Origin of the sequence: uncultured Rothia sp. (assembly GCF_963544205.1) — a bacterium.
Taxonomy (GTDB): Bacteria; Actinomycetota; Actinomycetes; order Actinomycetales; family Micrococcaceae; genus Rothia.
Map to the genome: position 1 here is coordinate 65,551 of NZ_CAUUDY010000004.1, position 23,902 is coordinate 89,452.

Annotated in this window: 21 protein-coding genes; 17 read left to right on the plus strand and 4 right to left on the minus strand. The window is 60.4% G+C overall.

Translation table 11 applies throughout. From position 1 onward, the window contains the following. Nucleotides 1–339 precede the first annotated feature (339 nt). From mihF to RWZ58_RS03740, 13 genes are all read left to right on the plus strand, one after another. Complete coding sequence (mihF, locus tag RWZ58_RS03680; protein WP_303975523.1) at nucleotides 340–720, plus strand: integration host factor, actinobacterial type; 381 nt, start codon at nucleotides 340–342, stop codon at nucleotides 718–720. Between the two features lie 41 nt (nucleotides 721–761). Continuing rightward, nucleotides 762–1,319 (plus strand): guanylate kinase, encoded by a 558-nt coding sequence (gene gmk, locus RWZ58_RS03685; RefSeq protein ID WP_012903499.1) that lies wholly within the window; start codon nucleotides 762–764, stop codon nucleotides 1,317–1,319. A gap of 278 nt (nucleotides 1,320–1,597) precedes the next feature. Next, nucleotides 1,598–2,056, plus strand: a complete 459-nt coding sequence (gene rpoZ, locus RWZ58_RS03690) for a DNA-directed RNA polymerase subunit omega (protein WP_005505953.1) — start codon at nucleotides 1,598–1,600, stop codon at nucleotides 2,054–2,056. Between the two features lie 31 nt (nucleotides 2,057–2,087). Further along, nucleotides 2,088–3,512 carry a phosphopantothenate--cysteine ligase family flavoprotein gene (locus tag RWZ58_RS03695; protein WP_297605084.1) on the plus strand — a complete coding sequence of 475 codons (1,425 nt, stop codon included), beginning with the start codon at nucleotides 2,088–2,090 and terminating at the stop codon, nucleotides 3,510–3,512. Between the two features lie 411 nt (nucleotides 3,513–3,923). Next, entirely contained in the window at nucleotides 3,924–4,838 is a 915-nt protein-coding gene (gene rapZ, locus RWZ58_RS03700; RefSeq protein ID WP_049362661.1) for an RNase adapter RapZ, read from the plus strand. Between the two features lie 109 nt (nucleotides 4,839–4,947). Continuing rightward, entirely contained in the window at nucleotides 4,948–6,000 is a 1,053-nt protein-coding gene (gene yvcK / locus RWZ58_RS03705) for a uridine diphosphate-N-acetylglucosamine-binding protein YvcK (protein WP_070690807.1), read from the plus strand. A gap of 146 nt (nucleotides 6,001–6,146) precedes the next feature. Next, the gene (gene whiA, locus RWZ58_RS03710; RefSeq protein WP_005505961.1) at nucleotides 6,147–7,112 is read left to right on the plus strand and encodes a DNA-binding protein WhiA; all 966 of its coding nucleotides are present in this window, start codon (nucleotides 6,147–6,149) and stop codon (nucleotides 7,110–7,112) included. A gap of 221 nt (nucleotides 7,113–7,333) precedes the next feature. Continuing rightward, nucleotides 7,334–8,587: a ComEA family DNA-binding protein gene (locus tag RWZ58_RS03715; RefSeq protein WP_314657496.1), complete on the plus strand. Its 1,254-nt coding sequence runs from the start codon at nucleotides 7,334–7,336 to the stop codon at nucleotides 8,585–8,587. Beyond that, on the plus strand, nucleotides 8,587–10,710 hold the full coding sequence (locus tag RWZ58_RS03720; RefSeq protein ID WP_314657498.1) for a ComEC/Rec2 family competence protein: 2,124 nt from the start codon (nucleotides 8,587–8,589) through the stop codon (nucleotides 10,708–10,710). Before RWZ58_RS03715 ends, RWZ58_RS03720 begins: the two co-directional genes overlap by 1 nt. A gap of 183 nt (nucleotides 10,711–10,893) precedes the next feature. Next, the gene (gene holA, locus RWZ58_RS03725) at nucleotides 10,894–11,928 is read left to right on the plus strand and encodes a DNA polymerase III subunit delta (RefSeq protein WP_314657500.1); all 1,035 of its coding nucleotides are present in this window, start codon (nucleotides 10,894–10,896) and stop codon (nucleotides 11,926–11,928) included. A 15-nt stretch (nucleotides 11,929–11,943) separates the two neighbouring features. Further along, nucleotides 11,944–12,591 (plus strand): type II toxin-antitoxin system PemK/MazF family toxin, encoded by a 648-nt coding sequence (locus tag RWZ58_RS03730; RefSeq protein WP_314657502.1) that lies wholly within the window; start codon nucleotides 11,944–11,946, stop codon nucleotides 12,589–12,591. A 261-nt stretch (nucleotides 12,592–12,852) separates the two neighbouring features. Continuing rightward, the gene (rpsT, locus tag RWZ58_RS03735) at nucleotides 12,853–13,116 is read left to right on the plus strand and encodes a 30S ribosomal protein S20 (protein WP_294651538.1); all 264 of its coding nucleotides are present in this window, start codon (nucleotides 12,853–12,855) and stop codon (nucleotides 13,114–13,116) included. A 297-nt stretch (nucleotides 13,117–13,413) separates the two neighbouring features. Further along, complete coding sequence (locus RWZ58_RS03740; RefSeq protein WP_314657504.1) at nucleotides 13,414–13,749, plus strand: hypothetical protein; 336 nt, start codon at nucleotides 13,414–13,416, stop codon at nucleotides 13,747–13,749. Nucleotides 13,750–14,047: 298 nt separating this feature from the next. Here RWZ58_RS03740 and RWZ58_RS03745 read toward each other — a convergent pair whose 3' ends face one another. Next, a complete protein-coding gene (locus RWZ58_RS03745) occupies nucleotides 14,048–14,602 on the minus strand; it encodes a hypothetical protein (RefSeq protein WP_314657507.1) in 555 nt (184 codons plus the stop codon). Between the two features lie 356 nt (nucleotides 14,603–14,958). Continuing rightward, the gene (locus tag RWZ58_RS03750) at nucleotides 14,959–15,564 is read right to left on the minus strand and encodes a hypothetical protein (RefSeq protein ID WP_314657508.1); all 606 of its coding nucleotides are present in this window, start codon (nucleotides 15,562–15,564) and stop codon (nucleotides 14,959–14,961) included. Between the two features lie 311 nt (nucleotides 15,565–15,875). Between RWZ58_RS03750 and RWZ58_RS03755 the strand changes: the two genes are divergently transcribed. From RWZ58_RS03755 to hemW, 3 genes are all read left to right on the plus strand, one after another. Next, nucleotides 15,876–16,901 (plus strand): PAC2 family protein, encoded by a 1,026-nt coding sequence (locus RWZ58_RS03755; protein WP_314657510.1) that lies wholly within the window; start codon nucleotides 15,876–15,878, stop codon nucleotides 16,899–16,901. A gap of 96 nt (nucleotides 16,902–16,997) precedes the next feature. Then, nucleotides 16,998–18,839, plus strand: a complete 1,842-nt coding sequence (lepA, locus tag RWZ58_RS03760) for a translation elongation factor 4 (RefSeq protein WP_399549459.1) — start codon at nucleotides 16,998–17,000, stop codon at nucleotides 18,837–18,839. A gap of 210 nt (nucleotides 18,840–19,049) precedes the next feature. Continuing rightward, nucleotides 19,050–20,336, plus strand: a complete 1,287-nt coding sequence (gene hemW / locus RWZ58_RS03765) for a radical SAM family heme chaperone HemW (RefSeq protein ID WP_314657514.1) — start codon at nucleotides 19,050–19,052, stop codon at nucleotides 20,334–20,336. Nucleotides 20,337–20,978: 642 nt separating this feature from the next. On the opposite strand, the gene RWZ58_RS03770 is transcribed toward hemW, so the two are convergent. After that, nucleotides 20,979–21,398 carry a DUF4870 domain-containing protein gene (locus tag RWZ58_RS03770; RefSeq protein WP_005508694.1) on the minus strand — a complete coding sequence of 140 codons (420 nt, stop codon included), beginning with the start codon at nucleotides 21,396–21,398 and terminating at the stop codon, nucleotides 20,979–20,981. A gap of 262 nt (nucleotides 21,399–21,660) precedes the next feature. After that, a complete protein-coding gene (locus RWZ58_RS03775) occupies nucleotides 21,661–22,530 on the minus strand; it encodes a DUF3097 domain-containing protein (RefSeq protein WP_314657516.1) in 870 nt (289 codons plus the stop codon). A 229-nt stretch (nucleotides 22,531–22,759) separates the two neighbouring features. On the opposite strand from RWZ58_RS03775, the gene dnaJ reads away from it, so the two are divergent. Continuing rightward, nucleotides 22,760–23,896: a molecular chaperone DnaJ gene (gene dnaJ, locus RWZ58_RS03780; protein ID WP_314657518.1), complete on the plus strand. Its 1,137-nt coding sequence runs from the start codon at nucleotides 22,760–22,762 to the stop codon at nucleotides 23,894–23,896. Nucleotides 23,897–23,902: the final 6 nt, after the last annotated feature.

Here is a 23,902-nt window from a genome sequence, read left to right on the forward strand (position 1 = left end):
TGCCCCGGTAGCGTCGCTGTTTTGGCCGTTTTTGCCCCCATTTTCGGGTACATTTTGATGCATATTTTGTCGCCGCGCACTCGCACCGGTGGGAGTTTGCTCACCTCTGTAGCGGGGGAGTGGGCATCCATCAAGACTCGTACCCGCGGTTCCGCTTTTGATAGGGCGAATACTCCGCTATGCTATAGGGGTACTCCCCGATATTTACGTGCTGACGTGCGTAGACGCATTGTTGGTGCGAGGGTGAGTGCCGCGGGTGGAACGAGGGTTCTCGCGCTATCCGTGTTACATTAGTTGATAAGTAAAATTCTATAACTCGCAGAAATGGGGGACCCAACCATGCCGCTGACTCCGCTAACTGAGGATGCGCGCGCCTCCGCCCGCGAGAAGGCAGTACTTGCCCGAGCACACCGCCAGGAAATTAAGCGTGCACTGAGTGAACGTGAACTTTCCGTGCGTCAGGTGCTTGATATGGTCGATACCGACCCTGCACTGGCTAAAATGCCGGTGGGGCAGATGCTGCGCGCACTTCCGGGCATTGGTGCCGTTCGCGCTGAACGCATCATTGAAGAACTTCATATTGCACCGACTCGCCGCCTCGGCGGCCTGGGTGTACACCAGCGTCGCAAGATGGTGGAGTACTTCAACCGTAATTCGCGGTATTTGAACCGTGCACGTCGTAAGACTGCTGGTCAGTCTTCCGAGTCTTCTCAGTCCTAACACATCGTGCCTTCAGCCGATGAAGGCACAGTAAGGAAGCTATGTCTCAGCCGACTCTCACCGTACTGGCTGGCCCCACTGCTGTTGGCAAGGGTACGGTGTGCCAGTACATTCGTGAGAACTACCCGAATGTGTGGTTCTCTGTTTCCGCTACTACTCGTGATCCTCGCCCCGGTGAGGTTGACGGTACTCACTACTATTTCGTTTCGATGGAAGAGTTTGACCAGATGATTGCTGACGGTCAGATGCTTGAGTACGCTGTGGTGCACGGTAAGAACAAGTACGGTACTCCGCGCGCTAAGGTCCAGGAGGCTCTGGATGCTGGCCGCCCGGTGATTCTTGAGATTGACCTGCAGGGTGCTCGCCAGATTCGCGAGACCATGCCTGATGCTCGCCTGATTTTCTTGGCTCCTCCGAGCTGGGATGAGCTGGTGTCGCGTCTGGTGGGTCGAGGTACCGAGAGTGAGCAGGAGCAGGCTCGTCGCCTTGAAACCGCGAAGGTTGAGCTGGCTGCTGAGAAGGAATTTGACGTCACGGTCGTCAACGACACTGTTGAGCGTGCAGCGAAGGAGATTGCTGAGCTGATTGGCGCCGCCTAATCTGCATGCTTTGCGTTCGCGGTGGGGCTAGAGTTTCTTCCGACCTGTGGTTCTGCCGTGAGGCGTTGTGAAGGGTGGGGGCTCCGAAGAGTTTTCTTTGGGCCCCCACCTTTTTGTCTGCCTTTTGTCTGGGCTGGTACGTGCGTTTTAGCCGTTGAGAGGGTAGAATAGTTCTTTAGTTTTGACCGTGCCCTCAGTCTGCCCGGTTTGCGCCATTGCGCGAACGGTGTGCGGGGGTGTTCGGTACGTACATTCCATCAAGCTATTTGGAGTTTTTAGTGGCAAACGAAATCAAGGAACACGAGGACTACAACTTCGTTGACGGTGTCGCTCCCGAGGGCATCGTGAGCCCCAGCGCTGACGCGCTGATTGAGAAGGCTGAGTCCAAGTACGGCCTGGTGATTTTCGGTGCCCGCCGTGCACGCCAGATTAACGCGTACTACGCTAACCTGCAGGACAATACTGCTGCGCACGTTGGCCCGCTGGTTGACGCTGAGTCGAATGAGAAGTCCCTGTCGGTGGCAATGCGTGAAATCATTGCTGACCGTGTTGTGGCGGAGCACCGCCCGGACGCAAAGTTCGACGAGGACGGCTACCCGATTCCCGAGGATCTGTCCGCTGTGATTGATTTCAGCGCGGCTGAGTTCCCCGGCGCTATCGAGGAGGAGTACATCCCCGCAGGTAGCGAAGAGGTTATTGCTATCGAAGAGGTTATCCTCGACGAGTCCGCTGAGTAATCTGCTTTTTACAAGGATTCTTTGACGTACCATGCGCATTATCGTTGGTATTGGAGGGGGCATTGCCGCGTATAAGGCGGCGATGCTCCTTCGTCTTTTTGCGAAGAATGGCGACGAGGTGATCGCCATGCCCACCCCGAACGCGACGAAGTTCGTGGGTGTTCCCACTCTGGAGGCGCTGAGCGGCAACCCGGTTTCGACGGATGTGTTTGACCGCGTGCCGGAGGTGAACCACGTGCGTCAGGCAGAGCAGGCTGACGCTGTGGTGATTGCCCCGGCGACTGCTGACCTGCTGGCTCGTTTGGCGGCTGGTCGTGCCGATGATTTGCTGTCCTCTACGGTGTTGACCACGCATGCCCCGGTGATTTTGGCGCCTGCGATGCACACCCAGATGTGGGAGCATCCGGCGACTCAGGCGAATGTGCAGACTCTGCGTTCGTGGGGTTATCACGTGATTGAGCCTGCGATTGGGCGTTTGACGGGCCCGGATTCTGGCCCGGGTCGCATGCCTGAGCCGGAGGACATTTTCGCGGTGGCTCTGGATGTGATTGCGCGCTTCCCGAAGGGTCAGGTGCACCCGGTGTACACGCCCGGTTACGCGCCGACTGAGCCCCTGTACACGGGTACGGAGCAGGAGCGTATGGCGGCGGCGCGTCAGGCGACGCTGACCTCGGCGCTGCTTGGTCAGGTTGAACCCATCCAGGACGCTCAGAACTCCGAGGCCGCGTGCCCGGCGGCTGCGTCCGGTCCGCTGTCTGGCCGCCTCGTGGTCATTACCGCCGGCGGTACCCGTGAGGCGCTGGACCCGGTCCGCTTCCTCGGCAACCGTTCCACCGGCAAGCAGGGCGTGGCGCTCGCGGAGGCGGCACGCGACCTGGGCGCGACCGTGCACCTGATTGGTGCGAACCTTGAGGTTCCGGCGCCGGAGGGCGTGCAGGTGACCCGCGTGGTGAGCGCCCTGGAGCTGCGTGAGGCGACCCTGGAGGCGAGCGCGGCGGCGGATGTGCTGATTATGTCCGCGGCGGTGGCTGATTTTAGGCCCGCTGAGTTTGCCGAGTTCAAGATCAAGAAGAGCGCCGATTCTGAGGACGCGCCAGTAATTCAGCTGGTGCGTAACCCGGATATTCTGCGTGAGGTTGTGGTTCGCCGCCAGCAGGCTCGTGAGGCGGGGGAGAGCACTCTCGGTCCGAAGCTCATTGTTGGTTTTGCGGCGGAGACCGGCTCGGCGGAGAAGACCCCGTTGGAGCTGGGCCGTGAGAAGCTGCAGCGTAAGGGCACGGATTTCTTGGCGGTCAATACGGTGGGTGTGAATCGTGGTTTCGGCACGGACGATAACACGATTACGCTGCTGTCGACTCTGAATGATGAGGCGCCGGTGTTCTCCGGTTCGAAGAAGGAGCTGTCGGTGCGTCTGCTGGAGCATGTGGCGGCGTTCCTGCCGGAGCTTTCTGCCTAAGAGTCCTGGCGCGAGAATCCCGGCGCGTCCGCGTAGCTACTCAGCTAGTGCGCGCTCGCTTACATCTCTTCAGAGCCCGTGCGGTACCTCCTGTGAGAGGTATCGTGCGGGCTTTGCTGTACCCCACAGCAGTATTACCGCGCGAGGTTCTTAGCAGAGTTCTTAGCTGGGGGGCTGAAACCTGCGTGGCTCTGCCGCCCGCCTCCTTCTGTAGAAGCCCGTATAGAGCATTATGCGCAAGCACGTGTGATGCGGGTTTCTTTCTCCTGGGGTTCCTTCTGGGGTTCCGCCGGGGGAGCGTCTCATATTTCTGTCATAGTGGTGAAATTTCTGACCGTACCCCTGAACCGTCAGATAAAGGTCTAGTATCATGGCATAGAGAGTATTTCGCGTCGAAGGGGAAGAAGCACCATGCCCGAGAATCAGAGCAAGCCCGCCACGGTACAGCCCGCCCAGAGCGAGGAGCGTCCTCAGATTCTGGTCATTACCGGTATTTCCGGTGCAGGCCGCAGCACTGTCGCAAATGTGCTGGAGGATGAGGGCTGGTACGTTATCGACAACATCCCGCCGCAGATGCTCGGTTCCCTGGCTGAACTGGTGACCCGCGACGGTGCACGAGTGCCGAAGGTGGCGCTCGGTATTGACGTTCGCGCCCGCGCGCTGTTCTCCGATCTGCCCGCAGCGATTGAGACTCTGCGCAAGTCCGATATTGACTTCTCCATGCTCTTCCTTGATGCCAAGGACGAGACCATTATTGCCCGCTACGAGGCTCAGCGCCGCCCGCACCCGCTGCAGGGCGAGGGTCGCGTCCTCGACGGCATCCGCGCTGAGCGCACTCTCTTTGAGGGCCTGCGCCTCGCTTCTGACCGCACCATTGACACCACCGGCATGAACGTTCACGAGCTGGCTCGTACCGTGCGTGAAATGTTCGCTGAGGGTGCGGATAAGAAGCTGAACCTGACCGTGATGAGCTTCGGCTTCAAGTACGGTGCGCCTTCGGACGCTAACTACATGGCTGATATGCGTTTCATCCCGAACCCGCACTGGGTTCCGGAGCTGCGCCCCCTGACCGGTCAGGACGCCCCGGTGCGCGACTACGTGCTGGAGCACGCCGGCACCGAGGAGTTCATCAGCAACTACCTTGCGGCTCTTCGCCCCGTGCTTGAGGGCTACCGCCGTGAGGGCAAGTACTACGCCACCATCGCAATTGGCTGCACCGGTGGTAAGCATCGTTCCGTGGCTGTGACGGAGGAACTGGCTCGTCGTCTCTCTGCTTTCGGTGAGCTGAACGTGAATGTTCAGCACCGTGACAAGGGCCGCGAGTAAGTTCCGCCCGGCGCGTCCCAACCACCGCGTCGTGTTTCATTAGCCGCCGTCCGGCCCCGCACACCGTGGGGCCGGCATACCATTCCTTCCGGGTATGTGAGGTATTACTATGTCCACCCATTCGACCAGTTATGACACTCAGGGTATTCCGCGCCTGCCGGCTCTGCCGACTCAGGCGTTGCGCTTGTTGAAGACCACGCACCGTTCGCCGAAGGTTACGGCGATGGGCGGCGGCCACGGGCTGTACGGTTCCCTGTCTGCGTTGCGCCATGTCACGCCTGATTTGACGGCTGTTGTGACGGTTGCTGACGATGGCGGTTCGTCGGGTCGTTTGCGTGAGGAGATGGGTATTCTCCCTCCGGGAGATTTGCGTATGGCGCTTTCTGCGCTGTGTGATGACACCGATTGGGGTCGCACGTGGCGTGATGTGATGCAGCATCGTTTTAGCGCGCCCGAGGGGTACGAGGGTGAGTTCCCGCTGGATTACCATGCTCTCGGTAACCTGCTGATTGCGACTCTCTGGCAGCTGCTGGATGACCCGGTTGCCGGTCTGGACTGGGCGGGTGCCCTGCTGAATGCGCGCGGCCGCGTGCTGCCGATGGCGCTGGATCCGATGGTCATTTACGGCACCGTGCTGCGTGAGCATAACGGTGGCGGTATTGAGCGCGTGAAGGTGGTCGGCCAGGTGAACCTCTCTAAGGAGGAGCGGGTTCACGATATTGGTCTGACCCCCGAGAATGCTCGCCCCTGCCCGGAGGCGCTCTCCGCTATTGAGGAATCTGACTGGATTGTTTTGGGACCGGGTTCGTGGCGTACTTCGGTTCTGCCGCATCTGCTGCTGGACGCTCAGCGTGAGGCGATTATTCGCACGGAGGCGCGCCGCTGCGTGGTCATGAACCTCTCCGACGATAAGGAGACGGTCGGCTTCACCCCGGCAACTCACCTGGATTTGTTGCGCCAGTACGCCCCGAAGCTTCACCTTGACGCGGTGATTGCTGACGCCGACATGCAGGCTGATCACCGTTCCGAGCTGGAGCGTGAGGCCTCTGCGATGGGTGCGAAGGTTGTGTGGGCGCATCTGCGTTCGTCCGCTCAGCCGAATGTGCACGACCCGCTGAAGCTTGCGGCTGCGTATAACGAAGCGTTTGAGCTGAGCGCCTAGCGCTTTGGCAGGCACATCCTAACGCTCAATCCTCACCGGTTTGCTTCACCGCGCGTGTGCGGTGTGAGTCCGGTTGTTGCGCGCGCCTCTCCCGCATTTCCCCGAATTTATAGACTCTTAGACACTACGCCCAGAAGGACCTGTTCATGGCATTAACCACGCTCGTCAAGGACGAACTTGCCAACTACGAGGCAACGAAAGTCTCTGCTCGTAAGGCAGAAATCTCTACGATTCTGCGTTTTACCGGAGGCCTGCACATTGTCTCGGGGCGAATCGTGGTGGAGTCTGAAGTCGACCACGAGGCAACCGCCCACCGCATGCGCCGCACCATCGCCGAGATTTACGGCCATGACTCCGAGCTGACCAGCGTCAGCGGTGGTGGTCTGCGTCGAGGTGGCAGGTACATTGTGCGCGTGGATCACGGCGGTGAGGCGCTGGCTCGCCAGACCGGTCTGCTGGATTTGCGTGGCCGCCCGGTGCGTGGCCTGCCGCCGGCCGTGGTGAACGGCTCCCTGCAGGACGCGGAGGCGGTCATGCGCGGTGCGTTCCTGGCGCACGGTTCGCTGACTGAGCCGGGTCGTTCTTCCTCCCTGGAGATTACCTGCCCCGGCCCGGAGGCGGCGCTCGCGCTGGTGGGTGCGGCTCGTCGCCTGGACATTATCGCGAAGGCACGCGAGGTGCGCGGCACCGACCGCGTGGTGGTCCGTGACGGCGAGACGATTTCGCAGCTGCTGGAGCGTATGGGCGCGACCGGCACCCTGACCACGTGGCGTGAGGCGCGCACCCGTAAGGAGGTTCGTGCAACCGCGAACCGTCTGGCGAACTTTGATGACGCGAACCTGCGCCGTAGCGCCCAGGCGGCTGTTGCGGCGAGCGCCCGCGTGGAGCGTGCCCTGCAGATTCTGGGTCATGAGGCGCCGGATCACCTGCGCTATGCCGGTGAGCTGCGTGTGTTGCATAAGCACGCGTCGCTGGATGAGCTGGGTCGTCTGGCTGACCCGCCGATGACGAAGGACGCTATTGCGGGCCGTATTCGCCGCCTGCTGGTGATGGCCGATAAGCGTGCTTCGGAGCTGGGTGTTCCGGGTACTGAGCTGCCGCGTGAGGACTAAGCAAAGACTAGATTCTGGTCTTGTGCGGCGCGGGCTGCGCGTGTGGCTGAGGTGTTTGTGACGGTTTTATGACAAACCCGAACCCGCCGTTTTTAAACAAAAACCGCATATTTTTCAAAAATGAGCCTGTGGATGGCTCCTTTCTCGTTGCGAGAGCGGAGTTATCCACAGGTTCTTTGTTCGCGCTCGTGCGTTCGCGCGCGTGAGCCTAGGGTAGGGGTATGACGAGCATGACCCCCAACCACGAGCAGAACCACCTGCAGAGCCCGAGCCCTGAACAGGACAACGGTGCTGTGCAAGACAACGTATCCCAGCAGGGCGGCGCGCAGCGTAGCGCCCGCTCCCTGATGAACAGCCTCTACTGCAGCCCGCGTGCCCGCAAGAACGGTGCGCCGGATGCCGAGGACACCGTGCCGCTGGCTATTGCCGCTGAGGTAACGCCGGTGGAGGTGCCTTCCGGTGAGGTAGCTTCGGTGGAGACATATACCGAGGCGTCGCAGGGTGAAACCTCTCAGCCCAAGACTAACCAGCCCGCACCTACCAGCCAGTCCGGCACTAGCCAGCCCGAGGCATCCCGCCCGGAGTCGAACGGCTGGGCTGACTGGGACCAGCAGCCCGACTGGAACGAAGTGGACGACTGGGCGGAATGGGAGCAGGCCGATCAGCCCGGCACCACCCGCAGTACCCGTTGGGGCTTGTCGCCGCGCGTGCTGCTTCTCGTGGCGGTGTTGGCGCTGGTTGCCGTGGTGTGGGGCGTGACCCAGTTTTCGGCGGCGCCGCGTGCCGAGCAGCTTGCCTCCCCGAGCGCTTCCGCCGAGTCAGTGCAGGCGGTGGGTGCCCAGCAGAGCCCCGGCGCCCAGGGTACTGCCCAGCCGAGCGCTAACCCGAGTAAATCCGCGCAGGGTGGCGCCTCCGGTGAGGCTACCGTGCGGGTGCACGTGGCGGGTGCCGTGAACAACCCCGGCGTGTACACTCTGCCCGCGCAGGGTCGTGCCGTGGATGCGATTGCCGCCGCCTCCGGTGCCGCTGCGGATGCTGACCTGGACCGTGTGAACCTTGCCGGTGCGCTGAGTGACGGGGTGCAGATTTATGTGCCGCATCGCGGTGAGACGGCTGCTCCGGTGCAGATTCAGCCCAATGGCGGCACGGCAAATGCGGGTCAGGGTACCGCGGCGAATGGTGCCTCCCAAAACGGCACTGCACAGAACGGTGCGGTGCAGAGCGGCAGCCAGCCTCAGCCTGCGCGCACGCTGACCGCTTCGGGGAACGCGCAGAAGGGCTCAACCCCGGTGAACATTAACACCGCCACCGCTGAGGAGCTGCAGAGCCTGCCGCGTATTGGTCCTGCGATGGCTCAGCGCATTATTGCCTGGCGTGAGGCGCACGGCGGCTTCCGTAGCGTGGATGAGCTGGATGCGGTGCCCGGCATTGGTCCGTCGATGCTGGAGAATCTGCGCCCGCTGGTGACGGTCTAATGTTCTCGCGCAACCGCCGGGAGCCGCACAAGCCCGCCGCACCGCACAAACTCAGCGCACTGCAAAAACCCAGCGCACCGCGCAAACGCGCGGGGCAGACAGGGGAGCGGAAGCTCTTTCCCGGCTCCTCGCGCCTCACCCGGTCCGCGACTACGGCGTATCGCAGTGCCCGCTACCGCTGGAGCATCGGTGCTGAACGGTGGCGCACCCGCCGTGATGAGCAGGAGCTGCGCGCCCAGGGAAGCCTCATTCACCTGGACCTTCGCTTGACGTTCACGGTGCTGATGCTGTGGGTGTTTACCGCGGCGGCGCTGACTGTGGGCACGTGGCGGGTGGTGCATCCGCTGGCGTGCGTGCTCATTGCCCTGCTCGGGTGCCTGGCGATTCTGCTGTTCTTCCCGCCGCGCGCGGTGATGCCCTACAGCCTGCTCTTTCGCACGACCGGTCAGCTGGTTTTTCTGGCGTGTATTGTGACGGTTCAGGCGGTGCTTTTGTGCGCTACGGGGGTGGATGCGTCCCGCGCCACGCTGCAGCAGGCACAGGGTGCCTCGCTTCGTCTGAATGGCACGGTGGAGCAGGTTCGCCGCGTGGATCCGCGCACTACTCTGGTGGTCATTAAGCTGGAGGAAATTCAGGGGCGGAGCGTGCGGGCGCTGGTGAATGAGCGGGTACGCGTGTACCGGCGTGACGGTTCCGCAAAGAGCACTGCGCAGCGTCTGGAGGCACGTTCGGAGGCAAGCTCTGCGGCTAGTGTTTCTGCGGCTAAGCATCAGGGGAGCGGCACCAAGCGCTCGCGGGCGATTTATCCGGGGATGAAGGTGACCGCCCTCGGAACGGTGGAGTTCAACGGTTCCACGGCAAAGCTGAGCGGCGCCACCATTTTCCCGATGCCCGCACCCGCCTACGGCGCCGGGTCGAACGCCTCGGTCGCCGCCAGTACCGCGGAGGAGCCGTACCTGTCCACGCTCAAGGAACAGCTCCGAACCCGCGCCCTGGACACCCTCGGCACGGAGTCGGCGGCGCTGGTTTTGGGTACCGCCTACGGGGACGACTCGCTGATGAGTTCCACCGCGCGGGAGGACTATAAGCTCAGCGGGCTCAGCCATATTACGGCGGTGTCCGGGGCGAATATTGCCATCGTGTTCCTGGGTGCGTACCGGCTGGCGTTGGCGATTCGCCCGTACCGTTTCGCCAGCGCGTACCTGCTGTTCCGCTCGTGGAGGCAGCGGCTGCGGGGGAGAGTCGCAGCTCATTCTCGCCGCCCCGCGTACCCCCGGAATCCCGCCCAGCCCGAACACTCTATCCAGTCCCAGCAGCCTACCCCGCCAAACACCCACACCCTGCCGCCGCTCGTGCATCGGCTCAGCACCCTCGCTATTCCGCACCGCGTCATGGTGCTGTGCGGGGTTGCGGCGGTGCTCGCCTACGCCATGCTGCTGGATTCTGAGGGGTCGGTGATTCGTTCCCTCGCTATGGGTCTGCTCGGTGCGTACGCGATGCTGCGCGGTTCGGGCCGCCAGTCCCTAGCGGCTCTGCAGACTACGGTGCTGATGTGTCTGCTTGCCGCTCCGCACCTCGCCGTGGACATGGGGTTTGCCCTGTCGGTGACGGCAACCTCCGCGCTGATTCTGCTGGGCCCGCCTCTGATTCGTCTGCTCATGCGCATCATGCCGGTGTTCTGCGCGGAGATGCTCGCCGCGCCGATTGTGGCGTCCCTGTGGTGCACTCCGCTGATTTTGGCGATGAGCGGTACGGTGCCGCTCTACTCGGTTCCGGCGAATCTGCTTGCCGCTCCTTTGGCGCCACTGAGTATGCTTGCAGGGCTGGCGGCGCTCGGATTCATGCTCCTGAATCTGCCCACGCTGGCGGAAGCGTGCCTTCGTGCCGGTGGGCTTGCCGCGCAGGGCATCGAGTGGGCGGCGCACACTGCCGCGCATGCGCCGGGCAACCCGTGGGAGCCCGGTTCGAGCGTGCCGGCGGTGGTGTGTAGCGCCCTCTGCGTGTTGGCGTTGAGCATTGCCCTATGGTGGGTGGATGCGCGCCGCTACCGTGCGGTCACGCACCGGCAGTATCTGCGGGTGGTACCGCGCACCGCGCGCTCCAATCAGCCCGCCCGTTCCTAACCGACTAACTGCGGGCATCTAACCGTGGGCATCAACCTCTGACCGACTACCGCTAACCACCGCTAGGAGGCATATGAGAAGAAAACGCTATGATGGATACTCGAGACTCTACCCACGCCGCACCCCCGTGCGCAGTGGGGCCGAGTTCAGCCCGTACCCTGCAGATAAAGGCGAGTGATAAGCGTGTCCGAGCGTAAGCGTTCAACCCAGCGTGGTGGTTCCCGAGGCTACGCCCGCCGAGGCGGCCCCGCCCTCGACACCGCGTGGCGTACCGTCACCCCGGCACCCGCCGTCATGCTCTACGGCCCGGAGGAGTACTTCGCCTCCCGCGCTGCGGCGCGCCTGCGTGAGCTGTTCCGCGAGGCGCACCCCGAGGTAGATCGAGTTCAGATTAACGCCGCCACCTACACGGCGGGGGAGCTGACCCTGCACGCTTCGCCCTCCCTGTTCGGTTCGGCGAAGATCATTGAGGTTGAGAACGTCGCCTCCATGAGCGACGAGTTTTTGACCGATACGCTCGCCTACCTGAACGCCCCCGAGCCGGACATCATGCTGATTCTGAACCACTCGGGCGGTAACCGCGGCAAGAAGCTCATCGACCTGGTGCGCTCCCAGTTCGTGCTCATCAATTGCAAAGCGCTCAAGACCGACCGTGAGAAGAGCGAGTTTTTGGCGGGGGAGTTCGCCGCCGCCCAGCGCCCCATTACCGGCGGTGCCCTGGCGCTGCTGACCGCTGCGGCCTCCGATACTGCGGAGCTTGCCGCCGCCTGCCAGCAGCTGCTCTCTGACGTGCCCGGCGACATCACCGAAGAGGCGGTGAACCGCTACTACGGCGGCCGCACCGAGGTCACCGCGTTCCGTGTGAGTGACGCCGCGATTTCCGGCAACGCCCCGGAGGCACTGCGCCTGCTCCGCCACTCCCTTGCCACCGGCACAGAGCCGATTCCGATGCTCGGTGCGCTCGCCATGCGCATCCGCAATATTGCGCGGGTACACCACGTGCGTTTGAGCGCTAACGAACTGGCGCGTGAGGTGGGCATGTCACCGTGGCAGGTTGAGCAGGCTCAGCGTGACGGCCGCCGTTTTACCGGCGCCCAGCTGGCGCATATTGTGCAGCTTCTGGCTGATGCGGACGCCCAGCTGAAGGGCGAGTCGCAGGACGCGGTGTATGCGGTGGAGCAGGCTGTTTTGGCGATTGCTCTACCTCCGCGCCTGTAGTGCATAATAGAGCCCATGCTCGAAATTCTGAAGAAAATTTTCTTTGCCCTGCTGCCCTTCCTGCAGAAGGCGGCAGAGGATGCCCTCAACGACGCTACTGCGTCTAAGGGCGGCTCCGAGTCCTCCCAGAAGAGTGAGTCCCGCAAGGATGAATCTCGTCAGGGTGAGGCTCGTACCTCCGGCTCTTCGGCGCCTAAGCCGAGCGCCCCGAAGTCTTCCTCGGCACCTAAGCCTTCCGCGTCGGCTTCGACCGTCGCATCCGACGGTTCGGACTACCCCGGCGATTACCGCGACATGATCAACTTTGAGTACTCGCCCTCCCTGGACGGCGACGCTGACCCGGGTGAAATCGTGTGGACGTGGGTTCCTTTCGAGGAGGACCACTCGCAGGGTAAGGACCGCCCGGTGCTTCTGGTGGGTCGTGACGGTGAGTACCTGCTGGCGCTGATGATGACCAGCAAGGACCACAATAACCGTGAGCACGCTGACCCGAACTACCTTGATATTGGTTCGGGTCCGTGGGATCCGCAGGGCCGCGCTTCTGAGGTGAAGCTGAACCGTGTGATTCGTGTTCGCCCGGATGCGATGCGCCGTGAGGGCGCGATTATGCCGGAGGATACGTTCCGCTTGATTGAGCGTGCGTGGACTCGCCATAACGGCTAATACCCTGTGCCGGTAATTTCACCGGCGACCGGTGCCGATTATCTGCGCCGTATGTGGGGGCTGCGTGTAGCGGTTTTCACAGTATTTTTCTCTCCGCGGGGGTCTGTCGTGGAGGCTGTTCATCTGGTATTATGTGTGGTTGAGTGTCCGATGGTCATCGGGCACTGCTGGCCGGTTGCCATAGGCATCCCCACGCCGCTCAGTCGATGATCGGCCAGCGTCGCCCTCACCGACCAATAAGACAAAACAGAAAGTTTAATTGTGGCTAACATTAAGTCTCAGAAGAAGCGTATCCTCACCAACGAGAAGGCTCGCCTGCGTAACAACGCTGTAAAGTCCGAGCTGAAGACCGCGACCCGCAAGGTCAAGGCTGCTGTTGAGGCACAGAACAAGGAAGCAGCTGTTGAGGCTCTGCGTTTTGTGAACCGCAAGCTGGACAAGGCTGTTTCCAAGGGTGTTCTGCACAAGAAGACCGCTGCAAACAAGAAGTCCGGTCTTGCTACGCTGGTAAACAAGGCTTTCTAAAACTTGCGGGGTACCTAAGTACCTCTCTGGTTTAAGGGCAGAGACCCCCTGTGTTCCCCCTCCTCTAAGGGGAACGCAGGGGGTTTCTTTATGCCCCATTCTTGGCACGGATTCCCTGCCCAGATTCGGGGGAGGCACCCGCCCGGTGACGAAACCGCTTGCGGGTCGCGTGGGAGCCCGTATAGTGGGAACTATCAGCGGCACCGCACACCGCCCGCCTATCATGAGCGCCCTAAGCGGCGTTGCACATAGCGCCGGTGTGGGCACACATTTTTGCATATTATCAGGAGGTTCCCCATGAGTAGCGAGATTGCAGAAGAAGCTTACGATTATCGTGAAGACCCTGAATATTGGCGTGCTCCGTTCGATTTTACGAAGCCCACGTTTGATGTAAATACTCCGGAGGGGTGGATGCGAGCTGAGTTGAATGGGCGTTATTTTAATGCTCCGGCGGCACGCCCCGGTGCCGAATATGAGTGGGGTCTGGCAGAGATTAAGCGTAGGTATGAAGCGCAGGAATTCCCATTCGACGATAGCGAAGTAACCCTTTTGTATCGTGAGAAGGTAGCTAATGGTGAGTTGCCGGATGTTTATGCTGGCACTCCATACGATTTGGCGCTTCTGCCTTTCTAAAACTTGCGGGGTACGTGAGTACCTCTCTGGTTTAAGGGCAGAGACCCCCCTGTGTTCCTCCTCCTCTAAGGGGAACGCAGGGGGTCTCTTTTATCTGCTTACCTGCTGTAATGAATAGCAGCTCAAAGTAGGGAGTAAATGGAGACCGAGTTGCTTGCTAGATATGCTCCTGCGCTTCAGCAAATGCAGTCAGCTGTTGTTGCTACATGTATGTCCAGGTAGTTAATGCTGTAGCTACCTGCCTCAATATCATCAAACTTACAAAAGGGCCGCCGGTTCTCGATATTGAAAGCTCGAACTATTCAGGAATCTCAACATAGAGAGTTTCTTCCTTCCCACTGACTTCGATTTGGAGGTCCAGACTCGTAACGAATGCTTTATGAGGTAGGCACAGATTAATCGGCTTACCGGGGTGCACCTCCTCTGGAATTCTAGGAAGCTCATCGGAGTAATCGGAGTAATAGAAGTATTCGTGGTTCAGCACTTTAAGAATCTTGATAGAGCTTTCAGTCTTATTACGTAATATGTAGTAGGGGTATCCAGGTGCTTTAGTCAGTTCCAAGACAGGTCCGCGCAGACTGGACGCAATATCTGACATCTGCTTGAGCAATTCCTCCGCTTGCTGAGCTCGTTTCTCTGCTGCCTCTGCAGAACGCTTAGCCTGGTTGGCCTGTTCTTCTGCAACCGTTACAGAACGCTGAGCCGCATCACGCATATCTAGAGCTGCTTTGTGCACTTCGTCTGCCTTCGCCTTCGCTTCTTTCGATTTGTTGGAGAAGTACCATGACACCACTGTGAAAATAAAAGAGGCGGTCGCCGCACCCGCAGATACCCAGGTAGGAATATTACTCATGCCAATCATTTTACATTTATCACACTTACAAGATGAGTCCAATCATGACGATGGCCTTGGGTAGAGCATAATTACATAGCAGGTAGCTGGCCATATTGATTGCGTACACGGAACGCCCTATAGGTACCCTACCTTCCCCAAATCGCCTCCTGAAAATCAGACTTATAGGCAAAATAATTCTCGTAATCTGTGTTGCAAATATGATGAATGTACCCCTGTCACGGTAATTTTCCTAGACACCTCTGCCACAGAATAAGGCAAATAGATGGCCTCGTACCTGTATCGGTACGAGGGCATCTATTAGGACTCAGCGGGTCTCCCCGTCGGTAGGGCATATACCAGCACGAATACTTGCTTTAGCCAGATTTAGCTGGAATCTGAACGTAGATAGGTTCATTTTGGTCCGCAATCTGAAGAATTAAATTTGACGGTAAGGGAATCTGTGCTACGCCTCCTAAATGAATGTCGAGTGATTCACCTGGATTGAATCGTTGGTGAATATCATCGCACCAAACAAATTCATCCTGGTTTACAACTCTAAGCACATCTAAAGAATGCTCGCTGATGTTTTGTAGTTTGTACCGCATTTCTCGGACATGAGTTAGCTGAAATTTAGGGCGCCATAGGTTAGCCGCAATCTTAGACTGCGACTGGGATTGGCTCTGTTGTTCAGCAACAAGCTGCTGCATCTGCTCGAGTGACTTCTCAGCCTGTCGGACTCGTTCCTCTGCAGCTTTACGCGCCAGTTCAGCCTGGTTAGCCTGTTCTTCTGCAGCCTTTGCAGAACGCTGAGCCGCATCACGCATATCTAGAGCTGCCTTGTGTGACTCCTCTGCCTTCGCCTTTGCTTCCTTAGAACTAATAGCTTGACGTCCTGCAAAAATCGCCGAAGCAATGGCAGCGGCTGCCGATATGCCAGAAATAAGATTTGCTATAAATTGTGAGTCCATACCAGCCATCATAACCAGTCACACCTCACCATGACAGGACACACTGCAACATGTGAAAGACTAAACGCAACTGCGGGTGAATGATGTATTCGTACTTGATGATTCGGTACTGAATTTTTTAGCAGGATTATGGGGAGGCGCCCGCCCGGTGACGAAACCGCTTGCGGGTCGTGGAAGAGCCCGTATAGTGGGAACTGTCGGCGGTACCGCACACCGCCCGCGCCTATCATGAGCGCCCTAAGCGGCGTTGTACATAGCGCCGGATAAAACGCGAGAGCACCGCCGATACACACCACACAACCACCGACCACGAGCTAAGGACAATGATGAGCCAGCCGAACTTCCCGCCCGCCCGCCTCTTTGACGTTTTCGCCAAGCCCGCCTCCACAGAACAGCCCGCGAAGAAGGGACTGCTCGGCAAGCTGCGCCTGAGCGAATCCTCCGAGGAAGACAACTACACGACCGTCATGCTGGTCGGCTTCAACTCCGCAAAGGAACCCCCGGGCAACGGTGAGGACGCCCTTGACGTGATTCACCGCGCGTTCGACCCGTGCGATGAGAGCCCCGGCTTCGACATGGACGACTTCTACGACTATGCTTCCGTCGCCCCGCAGCTGCAGAACAGCGACGACTCCGAATCCACGGTTCTGGTGTGGCCCAAGATGTTCTACAACATGGTCACCATCCCGGAGCGCCGCCTGCGCCTGCTCGTGGTGACCGGCCCCGCCCCCAGCCTGTGCATGCAGCGGTTCATGACCCGTTTCTTCAAGTACGTGAAGAAACTCCACGTGGACCACGCGATCTTCGTTGAAACCTTTGAGGATCAGGTGGCGCACACCCGCCCGTACCCGTACACGCTGACCACTCACGACGAGAAGCTGGCGGCGATCCCCGGTATTCTGCACGAGTATTTCACCGGTTCTACCTCGGTGACGATGGCAATGTCTGCGCTCGCCGCCGAGCACAGCCTGCGTTCCTCGGTCATGCTGCGTATGAGTATCCCGTGGTATCTGAGCTTTGACCAGCAGAACCCGCGCGCGGTCGTGAGCCTGATCGAGGCGCTGGAAGTCATCCTCGGTATCAAGGTCGAGTCTGAGGAGTACGACCGCCTGCGTACCCACGCTGATGAGTGGGAGGCGGAGCTCGCCGAAGAAATGGCGAAGGACTACGAGAAGGTCGAGCTGGTGCGTGAGATTGAGCAGAAGATGGATTCGACTCTGCGCACTGTCTCCGGCGAGGTGATTGCCGAGGATATTGAGGGCTACCTGGATTCCCTCAGCGGCGCCTCCGAGGGCGTAAATCCTGCCGATGATGGTGCGGATTCTGCGGAGGATTCTTCGGAACGCTAGGTCCGTTCGCACATATGGCGCGGGTATGGGAAAATGATAGGTAACTATGCCCATACCCGCAGCCAGCATCTCGAAAGGATGATGTGATTGGCACCCATGTCGAAGAACCCGCCCGTTCCGGCGGCGACCGACCCCGCGATTATTCGCAACTTCTGCATTATCGCCCACATTGACCACGGTAAGTCCACCCTCGCAGACCGTATGCTGCAGGCTACCGGCGTGGTTGCCCCGCGCGATATGAAGGCGCAGTACCTGGACCGCATGGACATTGAGCGTGAACGCGGTATCACCATTAAGTCTCAGGCTGTGCGCATGCCCTGGGACGTTGACGGCACCTCCTACGCGCTGAACATGATTGACACCCCCGGCCACGTGGACTTCACCTATGAGGTGTCCCGCTCCCTGGCTGCGTGTGAGGGTGCGCTTCTGCTCGTGGACGCCGCCCAGGGTATTGAGGCTCAGACCCTGGCGAACCTGTACCTGGCGATGGAGAACGACCTGACCATCATCCCGGTGCTGAACAAGATTGACCTTCCTGCGGCTCAGCCCGATAAGTATGCTGAGGAGCTGGCGAACCTGATTGGTTGCGAGCCGGACGAGGTTCTGCGCGTATCGGGTAAGACCGGTGAGGGTGTTGAGGCTCTGCTGGACCGTATTGTGGAGGCGATTCCCGCCCCGCAGGGTGACGCATCCGCCCCGGCGCGTGCCATGATTTTTGACTCGGTGTACGACTCGTACCGCGGCGTGGTCACCTATGTGCGTGTTGTGGACGGTAGCCTGCAGCCGCATCAGAAGATTAAGATGATGTCCACCGGCGCTGAGCATGACCTGCTTGAAATCGGCGTGATTTCCCCGGAGCCTGTGCCGTCGAAGGGCCTGGGTGTGGGCGAGGTGGGTTACCTCATTACCGGTGTGAAGGACGTCCGTCAGTCCCGTGTGGGTGATACCGTCACCTCCGCCGCGAAGCCTGCGCAGGAGTCCCTGGGCGGTTACGAGGACCCCAAGCCGATGGTGTTCTCGGGCCTGTTCCCGATTGATGGTTCGGACTACCCGGCGCTGCGTGACGCACTGGATAAGCTGAAGCTCAACGACGCCGCGCTGATTTACGAGCCGGAGACTTCTGCCGCTCTGGGCTTCGGTTTCCGCTGTGGCTTCCTGGGTCTGCTGCACCTGGAGATTGTGCGTGAGCGCCTGGAACGCGAGTTCAACCTGGACCTGATTTCGACCGCACCGAACGTTATTTACGACGTGGTGGATGAGGCTGGCAACGCTAAGCGCGTGACCAACCCGAGCGAATTCCCCGAGGGTAAGGTCGCGACGATTCGCGAGCCCATGGTGGCGTGTACGATTATTGCCCCGAGCGAGTACATTGGCGCGATTATGGAGCTGTGCCAGGCTCGCCGCGGCCAGATCGGCGGCATGGATTACCTGTCCGAGGATCGTGTGGAGATGCGTTACCGCCTGCCCCTGGCGGAGATTGTGTTCGACTTCTTCGATCAGTTGAAGTCCCGTACCCGCGGTTACGCGTCGCTGGACTGGAAGTTCGACGGCGAGGAAGAGGCCGACCTGGTGAAGGTCGACATCCTGCTGCAGGGTGAGAAGGTGGATGCGTTCAGCGCCATTACTCACCGCGATAAGGCGTACTCGTACGGCCTGATGATGACTTCTAAGCTGCGTGAGCTGATTCCTCGCCAGCAGTTTGAGGTGCCGATTCAGGCGGCTATCGGTTCGCGTATTATTGCCCGCGAGAACATCCGCGCGATGCGTAAGGACGTTCTTTCGAAGTGTTACGGTGGCGATATTTCGCGTAAGCGTAAGCTGCTGGAGAAGCAGAAGGAAGGCAAGAAGCGCATGAAGATGGTCGGTCGTGTGGAGGTCCCGCAGGAGGCCTTTATTGCGGCACTGTCTTCGAGCGAGGAGAAGGAAAAGAAGAAGTAGCCTTTCGCCGCTGTAGCTTTTCCGGCTGTGTGCTGACCTGTTGATTGTGGAGAACCCGGCTGGTGCCTCGTGTACCGCCGGGTTCTCTGCACGCTGTCTGTTGATGCGCCCCGCCTTGATGCCACCCGCCCGCTGATACTACCCGCGTAACCGCACGCGCGGTGCCCACATTTGATCCCCCGACCTCTACATCTAGTTCCAGGAGGCAGAATGCCCGCCCAGCCCACCGGCGACCCCGCACCCCGCGACGGGCGCATCCCCGCCACCAGCGCCGCAGGATGCGAAAACCGCGACTTCAGCCTCTACGTACACATCCCCTTCTGCTCCGTACGCTGCGGCTACTGCGACTTCAACACCTACGCCACCGAAGACTTCGGCGACGGCATCGGCCTCGGCACCTACGCCGACGACGCCATCGCAGAAATCCTCTTCGCCGCCCGCACCCTCGAGGCATCCGGCGTCGCAAAACGCCCCATGCACACCGTCTTCTTCGGAGGCGGCACCCCCACCAAACTGCCCGCCCGCGACCTCGTGCGCATCCTGCAGGCAGCCATCGACGTATTCGGTCTCGTCGAAGGTGCAGAAGTCACCACCGAAGCGAACCCCGACTCCGTGACCCGCGAAGACCTGCAGACCCTCAAGGACGGCGGCTTCACCCGCGTCTCCTTCGGCATGCAATCCGTCGTCCCCGAGGTGCTACAGGTACTCGACCGCACCCACATACCCTCCAACGTGCCGAAGGTCGTCGCCTGGGCCAAGGAGGTCGGCCTGCAGGTGTCCGTGGACCTGATTTACGGTTCGCCGGGGGAGAGCCAGCAGCAGTGGGAGCAAAGTGTTCGCGCCGCAATTTCCTACGAGCCGGACCATATTTCCGCGTACTCTCTGATCGTGGAGGACGGCACCAAGCTTGCCGCGCAGATCCGCCGCGGCGAATACACCATGCCCGATGAGGACCTCATGGCGGACATGTACCTGCTCGCCGAGGAGCTACTCACCGAAGCCGACTACAACTGGTACGAGGTGTCCAACTACTCGCGCAGCGAGGACACCCGCAGCGACCACAACCTCGCCTATTGGCGCAACCAGGACTGGTGGGGCATCGGCCCCGGCGCGCACTCGCACGTGAACGGTACCCGCTGGTGGAACGTGAAGCACCCGGTGCCCTATGCGCAGAAGGTGCGTGCGGGGGAGTCCCCGGCGGCGGCACGTGAGGTGCTGGACACCGCCACCCGTGCTTTTGAGACGATTATGCTCATGATCCGTGTGCGTGAGGGTTTGGCGATGCGCGAGCTACTCGCCGTGCACGATGAGGCGCAGCTGGGCGCCTCCCTGCGCTGGCTGGTTTCTCAAGCTCTGATTGAGCCTGATGCTTTGAATTCTCAAGCTGAACCTGACCCTGAAGCCCACGTGCGACTAACCCTCAAGGGTCGCCTGCTGGGCGATGCGGTCACCCGTGAGCTTCTCCCGGAGGTCTCGGAAGAGCACGAGGAACACTAAGAAGCATTGGTCTGACAAGGGGCTTTTCAATCGGGGCGGCGTTCCGGTTCTGGTCTGTCGTAGCTCCACTTGATGCTTTTCTCTAACACAGCCTGCGAATGGCGTGCGCCCCGGTATTGCCGTAATATTTCGGTGATTTCGGGGTGTTTTTGCGGGTCTCAAAAAACTTTTAAAAAAATTTTTTGGGGCTATTTGGAGGGACTTTGGGGGAGCATCACACCTTACACCGGTGTGCTAATTGTTCGCATTTGTGCTGGACTAGCCGAAAGAATTTTCCACTCCTTCATGCCACTTTTAGAGTGCGTATTTTTCGATTACTTTCCCGAGAAAAAATTTTCCAAAACACCCAATTTCAAGTTGTGGTTGAAGGTTACGCTGTGCCATAATAGGTCATGGCAGGACGGTATATGTCTAACAGCGTGTTCTCGTCTTTGCTGAAGTTGAGTGAATACGGTTGTGGGCTCCTGGTAACAGGGGCCCACGATCGTTTAACAACGATTATCTACAGCACCATTCGGTAGAGTTTGCAGTAATTCACGCGCACAGGGTAAAGAAGCCCCACTTAAACGTAGAACGCCCCGCACGTTGTGTGCGGGGCGTTCAAACGTAAAAGCTATCAGCGCGGTTCTGAGACAGCGCGGTTTAGGACTCTGCAGACTCTGCGTTCTCGGTGGAGTAGAAGCGGTCCAGCAGGCGCGGGTTCATACGGTAGCTGTACGGCTCACCGCGGTTCACCTCAATGCCAGCGCGCAGCGACGCAATAGCCATGAACAGCCACACGAGCGCACCTAGAACCATGGCAATGTTGCCCATGCCGGGCAGGAACGACACGACCCACAGCGCCACCAGAGCAATGGAGGGTAGGAGGGTGAAGTTCATTGCCTCGCGAGCCTCCTGCTCAGCGAAAGGCGCGTTATTGCGGCTGACGTAGAAAACCGCAGCGGAAGGGATGATGCCGAGAATGCCGCCGAAATGCGCGAAAGTCGCACGGTTGCGGTCCTGAATCACGCTAATCTTACGGGTTTTCTGAGGCCCGGTTGCCGGGCGAACATCGTTAGTCACGAAAATCCTGGTTCGATAGAAGTTTCTTGTGGTGATCACCTAAGCCGGTGGAAATACCCTCCGAAGAGGCAAATCGTTTGAGCGGTGGTGACCGGAGTGTAGTGATGGTGCAACATAAACCCACAGGGTCAATGCCACATGCTCAACTATTGTACCGCTTTAGCGGGTAAAACCCACAGGATAATGCCCTCGAGGGAAAGGTTCTGAGCAAATTCACACCTGCGCCCGCAGACGGGGGCGCAATAGCGGATTTCGGGTGCGGTTAGGCACCCGGCTCGGTGAGAAAATCGATGAGCGATTCGACCGGGCCGAGCAGGGTCGGGTCCAGGTCTGCGTAGGAATCAACGCGGGAGAGAATATGCTTCCACGCCTGCGCCACATCCGCCTGCGTTTCGTGCGGCTGACCCAGACGACGTAGCGTGCCCTTCTTGAAGTCCTCACCGCGCGGTACCTGCGGCCACGCCTTCAAACCCAGCACCGACGGCTTGACCGCCTGCCAAATATCAATGAACGGGTGGCCCACAATCTTCACGTGCCCGGCGGCACCCGGCACGGCAAGCGCCTCCGCAACGATGCGCTGCTCCTTCGTGCCCTCAATCAGGTGGTCGACCAGAATGCCCAGGCGGCGGCCAGGGCCCGGCGCGAACTCACGAATGGCACCGGCAAGGTCATCCACACCGTGCAGCGGCTCCACGACAATGCCCTCAACGCGCAGGTCGTGGCCCCAGACCTTCTCGACGAGCTCGGCGTCGTGCAGACCCTCAACCCAGATGCGGGAGGCGCGCGCCACCCGAGCCGGGGCGTTCTTCACCGCAATAGAACCGGAACGAGAAATCGTGCGCTTGGGCTCCTTCGCCGCCACCGGGGCGACAATCTCAACGGGCTCACCCTCAATCAGGTAGCCCGGACCCAGCGGGAAGTTCTTCACGCGGCCCTTCGCGTCCTCGAGCCCAAAGAAGAGTGCACCACCGATGCGTTCAGCCTTCACGACCTCACCCACCCAGCCGTTAATATCCTCAATGAGCAGGCCGCGCTGCAGCGGCACCTTACGCGGAGACGGCGCCTGGCGGCTCATGCGGGCGGCGTTTAGATCCTGGGCACCCCAGCCGTAGGGGGAGTGGTGGGTACTCAACGTATTCTCCTTCGGGGCAATTTTCGCAGGCGGTAGGGGCACAGATACGGTAGGACTACGGAGCCGATTTCAGGGGTGCACGCACCGCAGATTAAGCGGATAGCGGGAGCGACCCCCATTCAGCCTAGCCATTGTATCGGGTCGGGGGTAGTATCCCCTAGAATTGATACGACCATTGTTGGCGGTGCACTCATCGAGCACCGCCATCGTCTCGAGAGGAAGGAAACGCATGAGCCACTACGATACTCTCGGCGTATCGAAAGACGCCAGCCCCGAAGAGATCAAGAAGGCGTACCGAAAGAAGGCACGCCAGCTGCACCCCGACGTGAACCCCTCCGAGGACGCAGCCGAAGAGTTCAAGCGCGTCACCCTCGCCTACGAGGTGCTCTCCGACCCCGAAAAGCGCCGCAACTACGACACCACCGGCGACGAACAGGGCCGCGCAGGCTACCCCGGAGGCGGCGGCTACCCGGGCGGCGGATTCAGCGGCTTCGGCGGTTTCGAGGACCTGCTGAACATGTTCACCGGCGGCGCGGCAGGTGCCCGCGGCCCCGCATCCCGCACCCGCCAGGGCCAGGACGACCTGATTACCGTCTCCATCACCCTGGAAGAAGCCGTCTTCGGTGTTGAGAAGACCATTGAGCGTCGCTCCGCCGTGACCTGTAAGTCCTGTAACGGTGAAGGCACCGCAGAGGGCACCCAGCCCGAAACCTGCACCACCTGCTCCGGCCACGGCTTCATGCAGCGTCGTGTGCAGTCCATCCTCGGTACCGTCATGCAGCAGGTCGAATGCCCCGACTGCCACGGCTACGGCACCGTCATCAAGACTCCCTGCGCCGAATGCCACGGCCAGGGCCGCGTACGTGAGGACGTTCCGCTGACCTTCAACGTTCCCGCCGGCGTGCACGACCAGGCGCGTATCCGCCTGCGCGGCAAGGGCGAGGCAGGCCTGTACGGTGGCCCCAACGGCGACCTGTACATTGACCTGAACGTCAAGCGCGACAAGTACTTCAGCCGCGAGGGCGACAACCTGGTCACCACCGTCAACATCCCCATGGCTGCGGCGGCACTGGGCACCACCATCCCGCTGAAGACCTTCGACGGCGACCAGGAAGTTGCGATCCCCGCAGGCACTCAGAGCGGCGACGTGATTACCCTCAACGGTCTGGGCGCAACCGTGCTCGGCACCGAGCGACGCGGCGACCTGCTCGTACGCGTTCAGGTGGTCACCCCGACCGACCTGACCGAAGAGCAGCGCGAGCTGCTGCGCCAGTTCGCGGCACTGCGCAACGAGCCGCTGAACGAAGGCGCGCAGGTTAAGCAGCGCGGCGGTCTCTTCTCCCGCCTGAAGGACCAGTTCAAGTAGGATTCC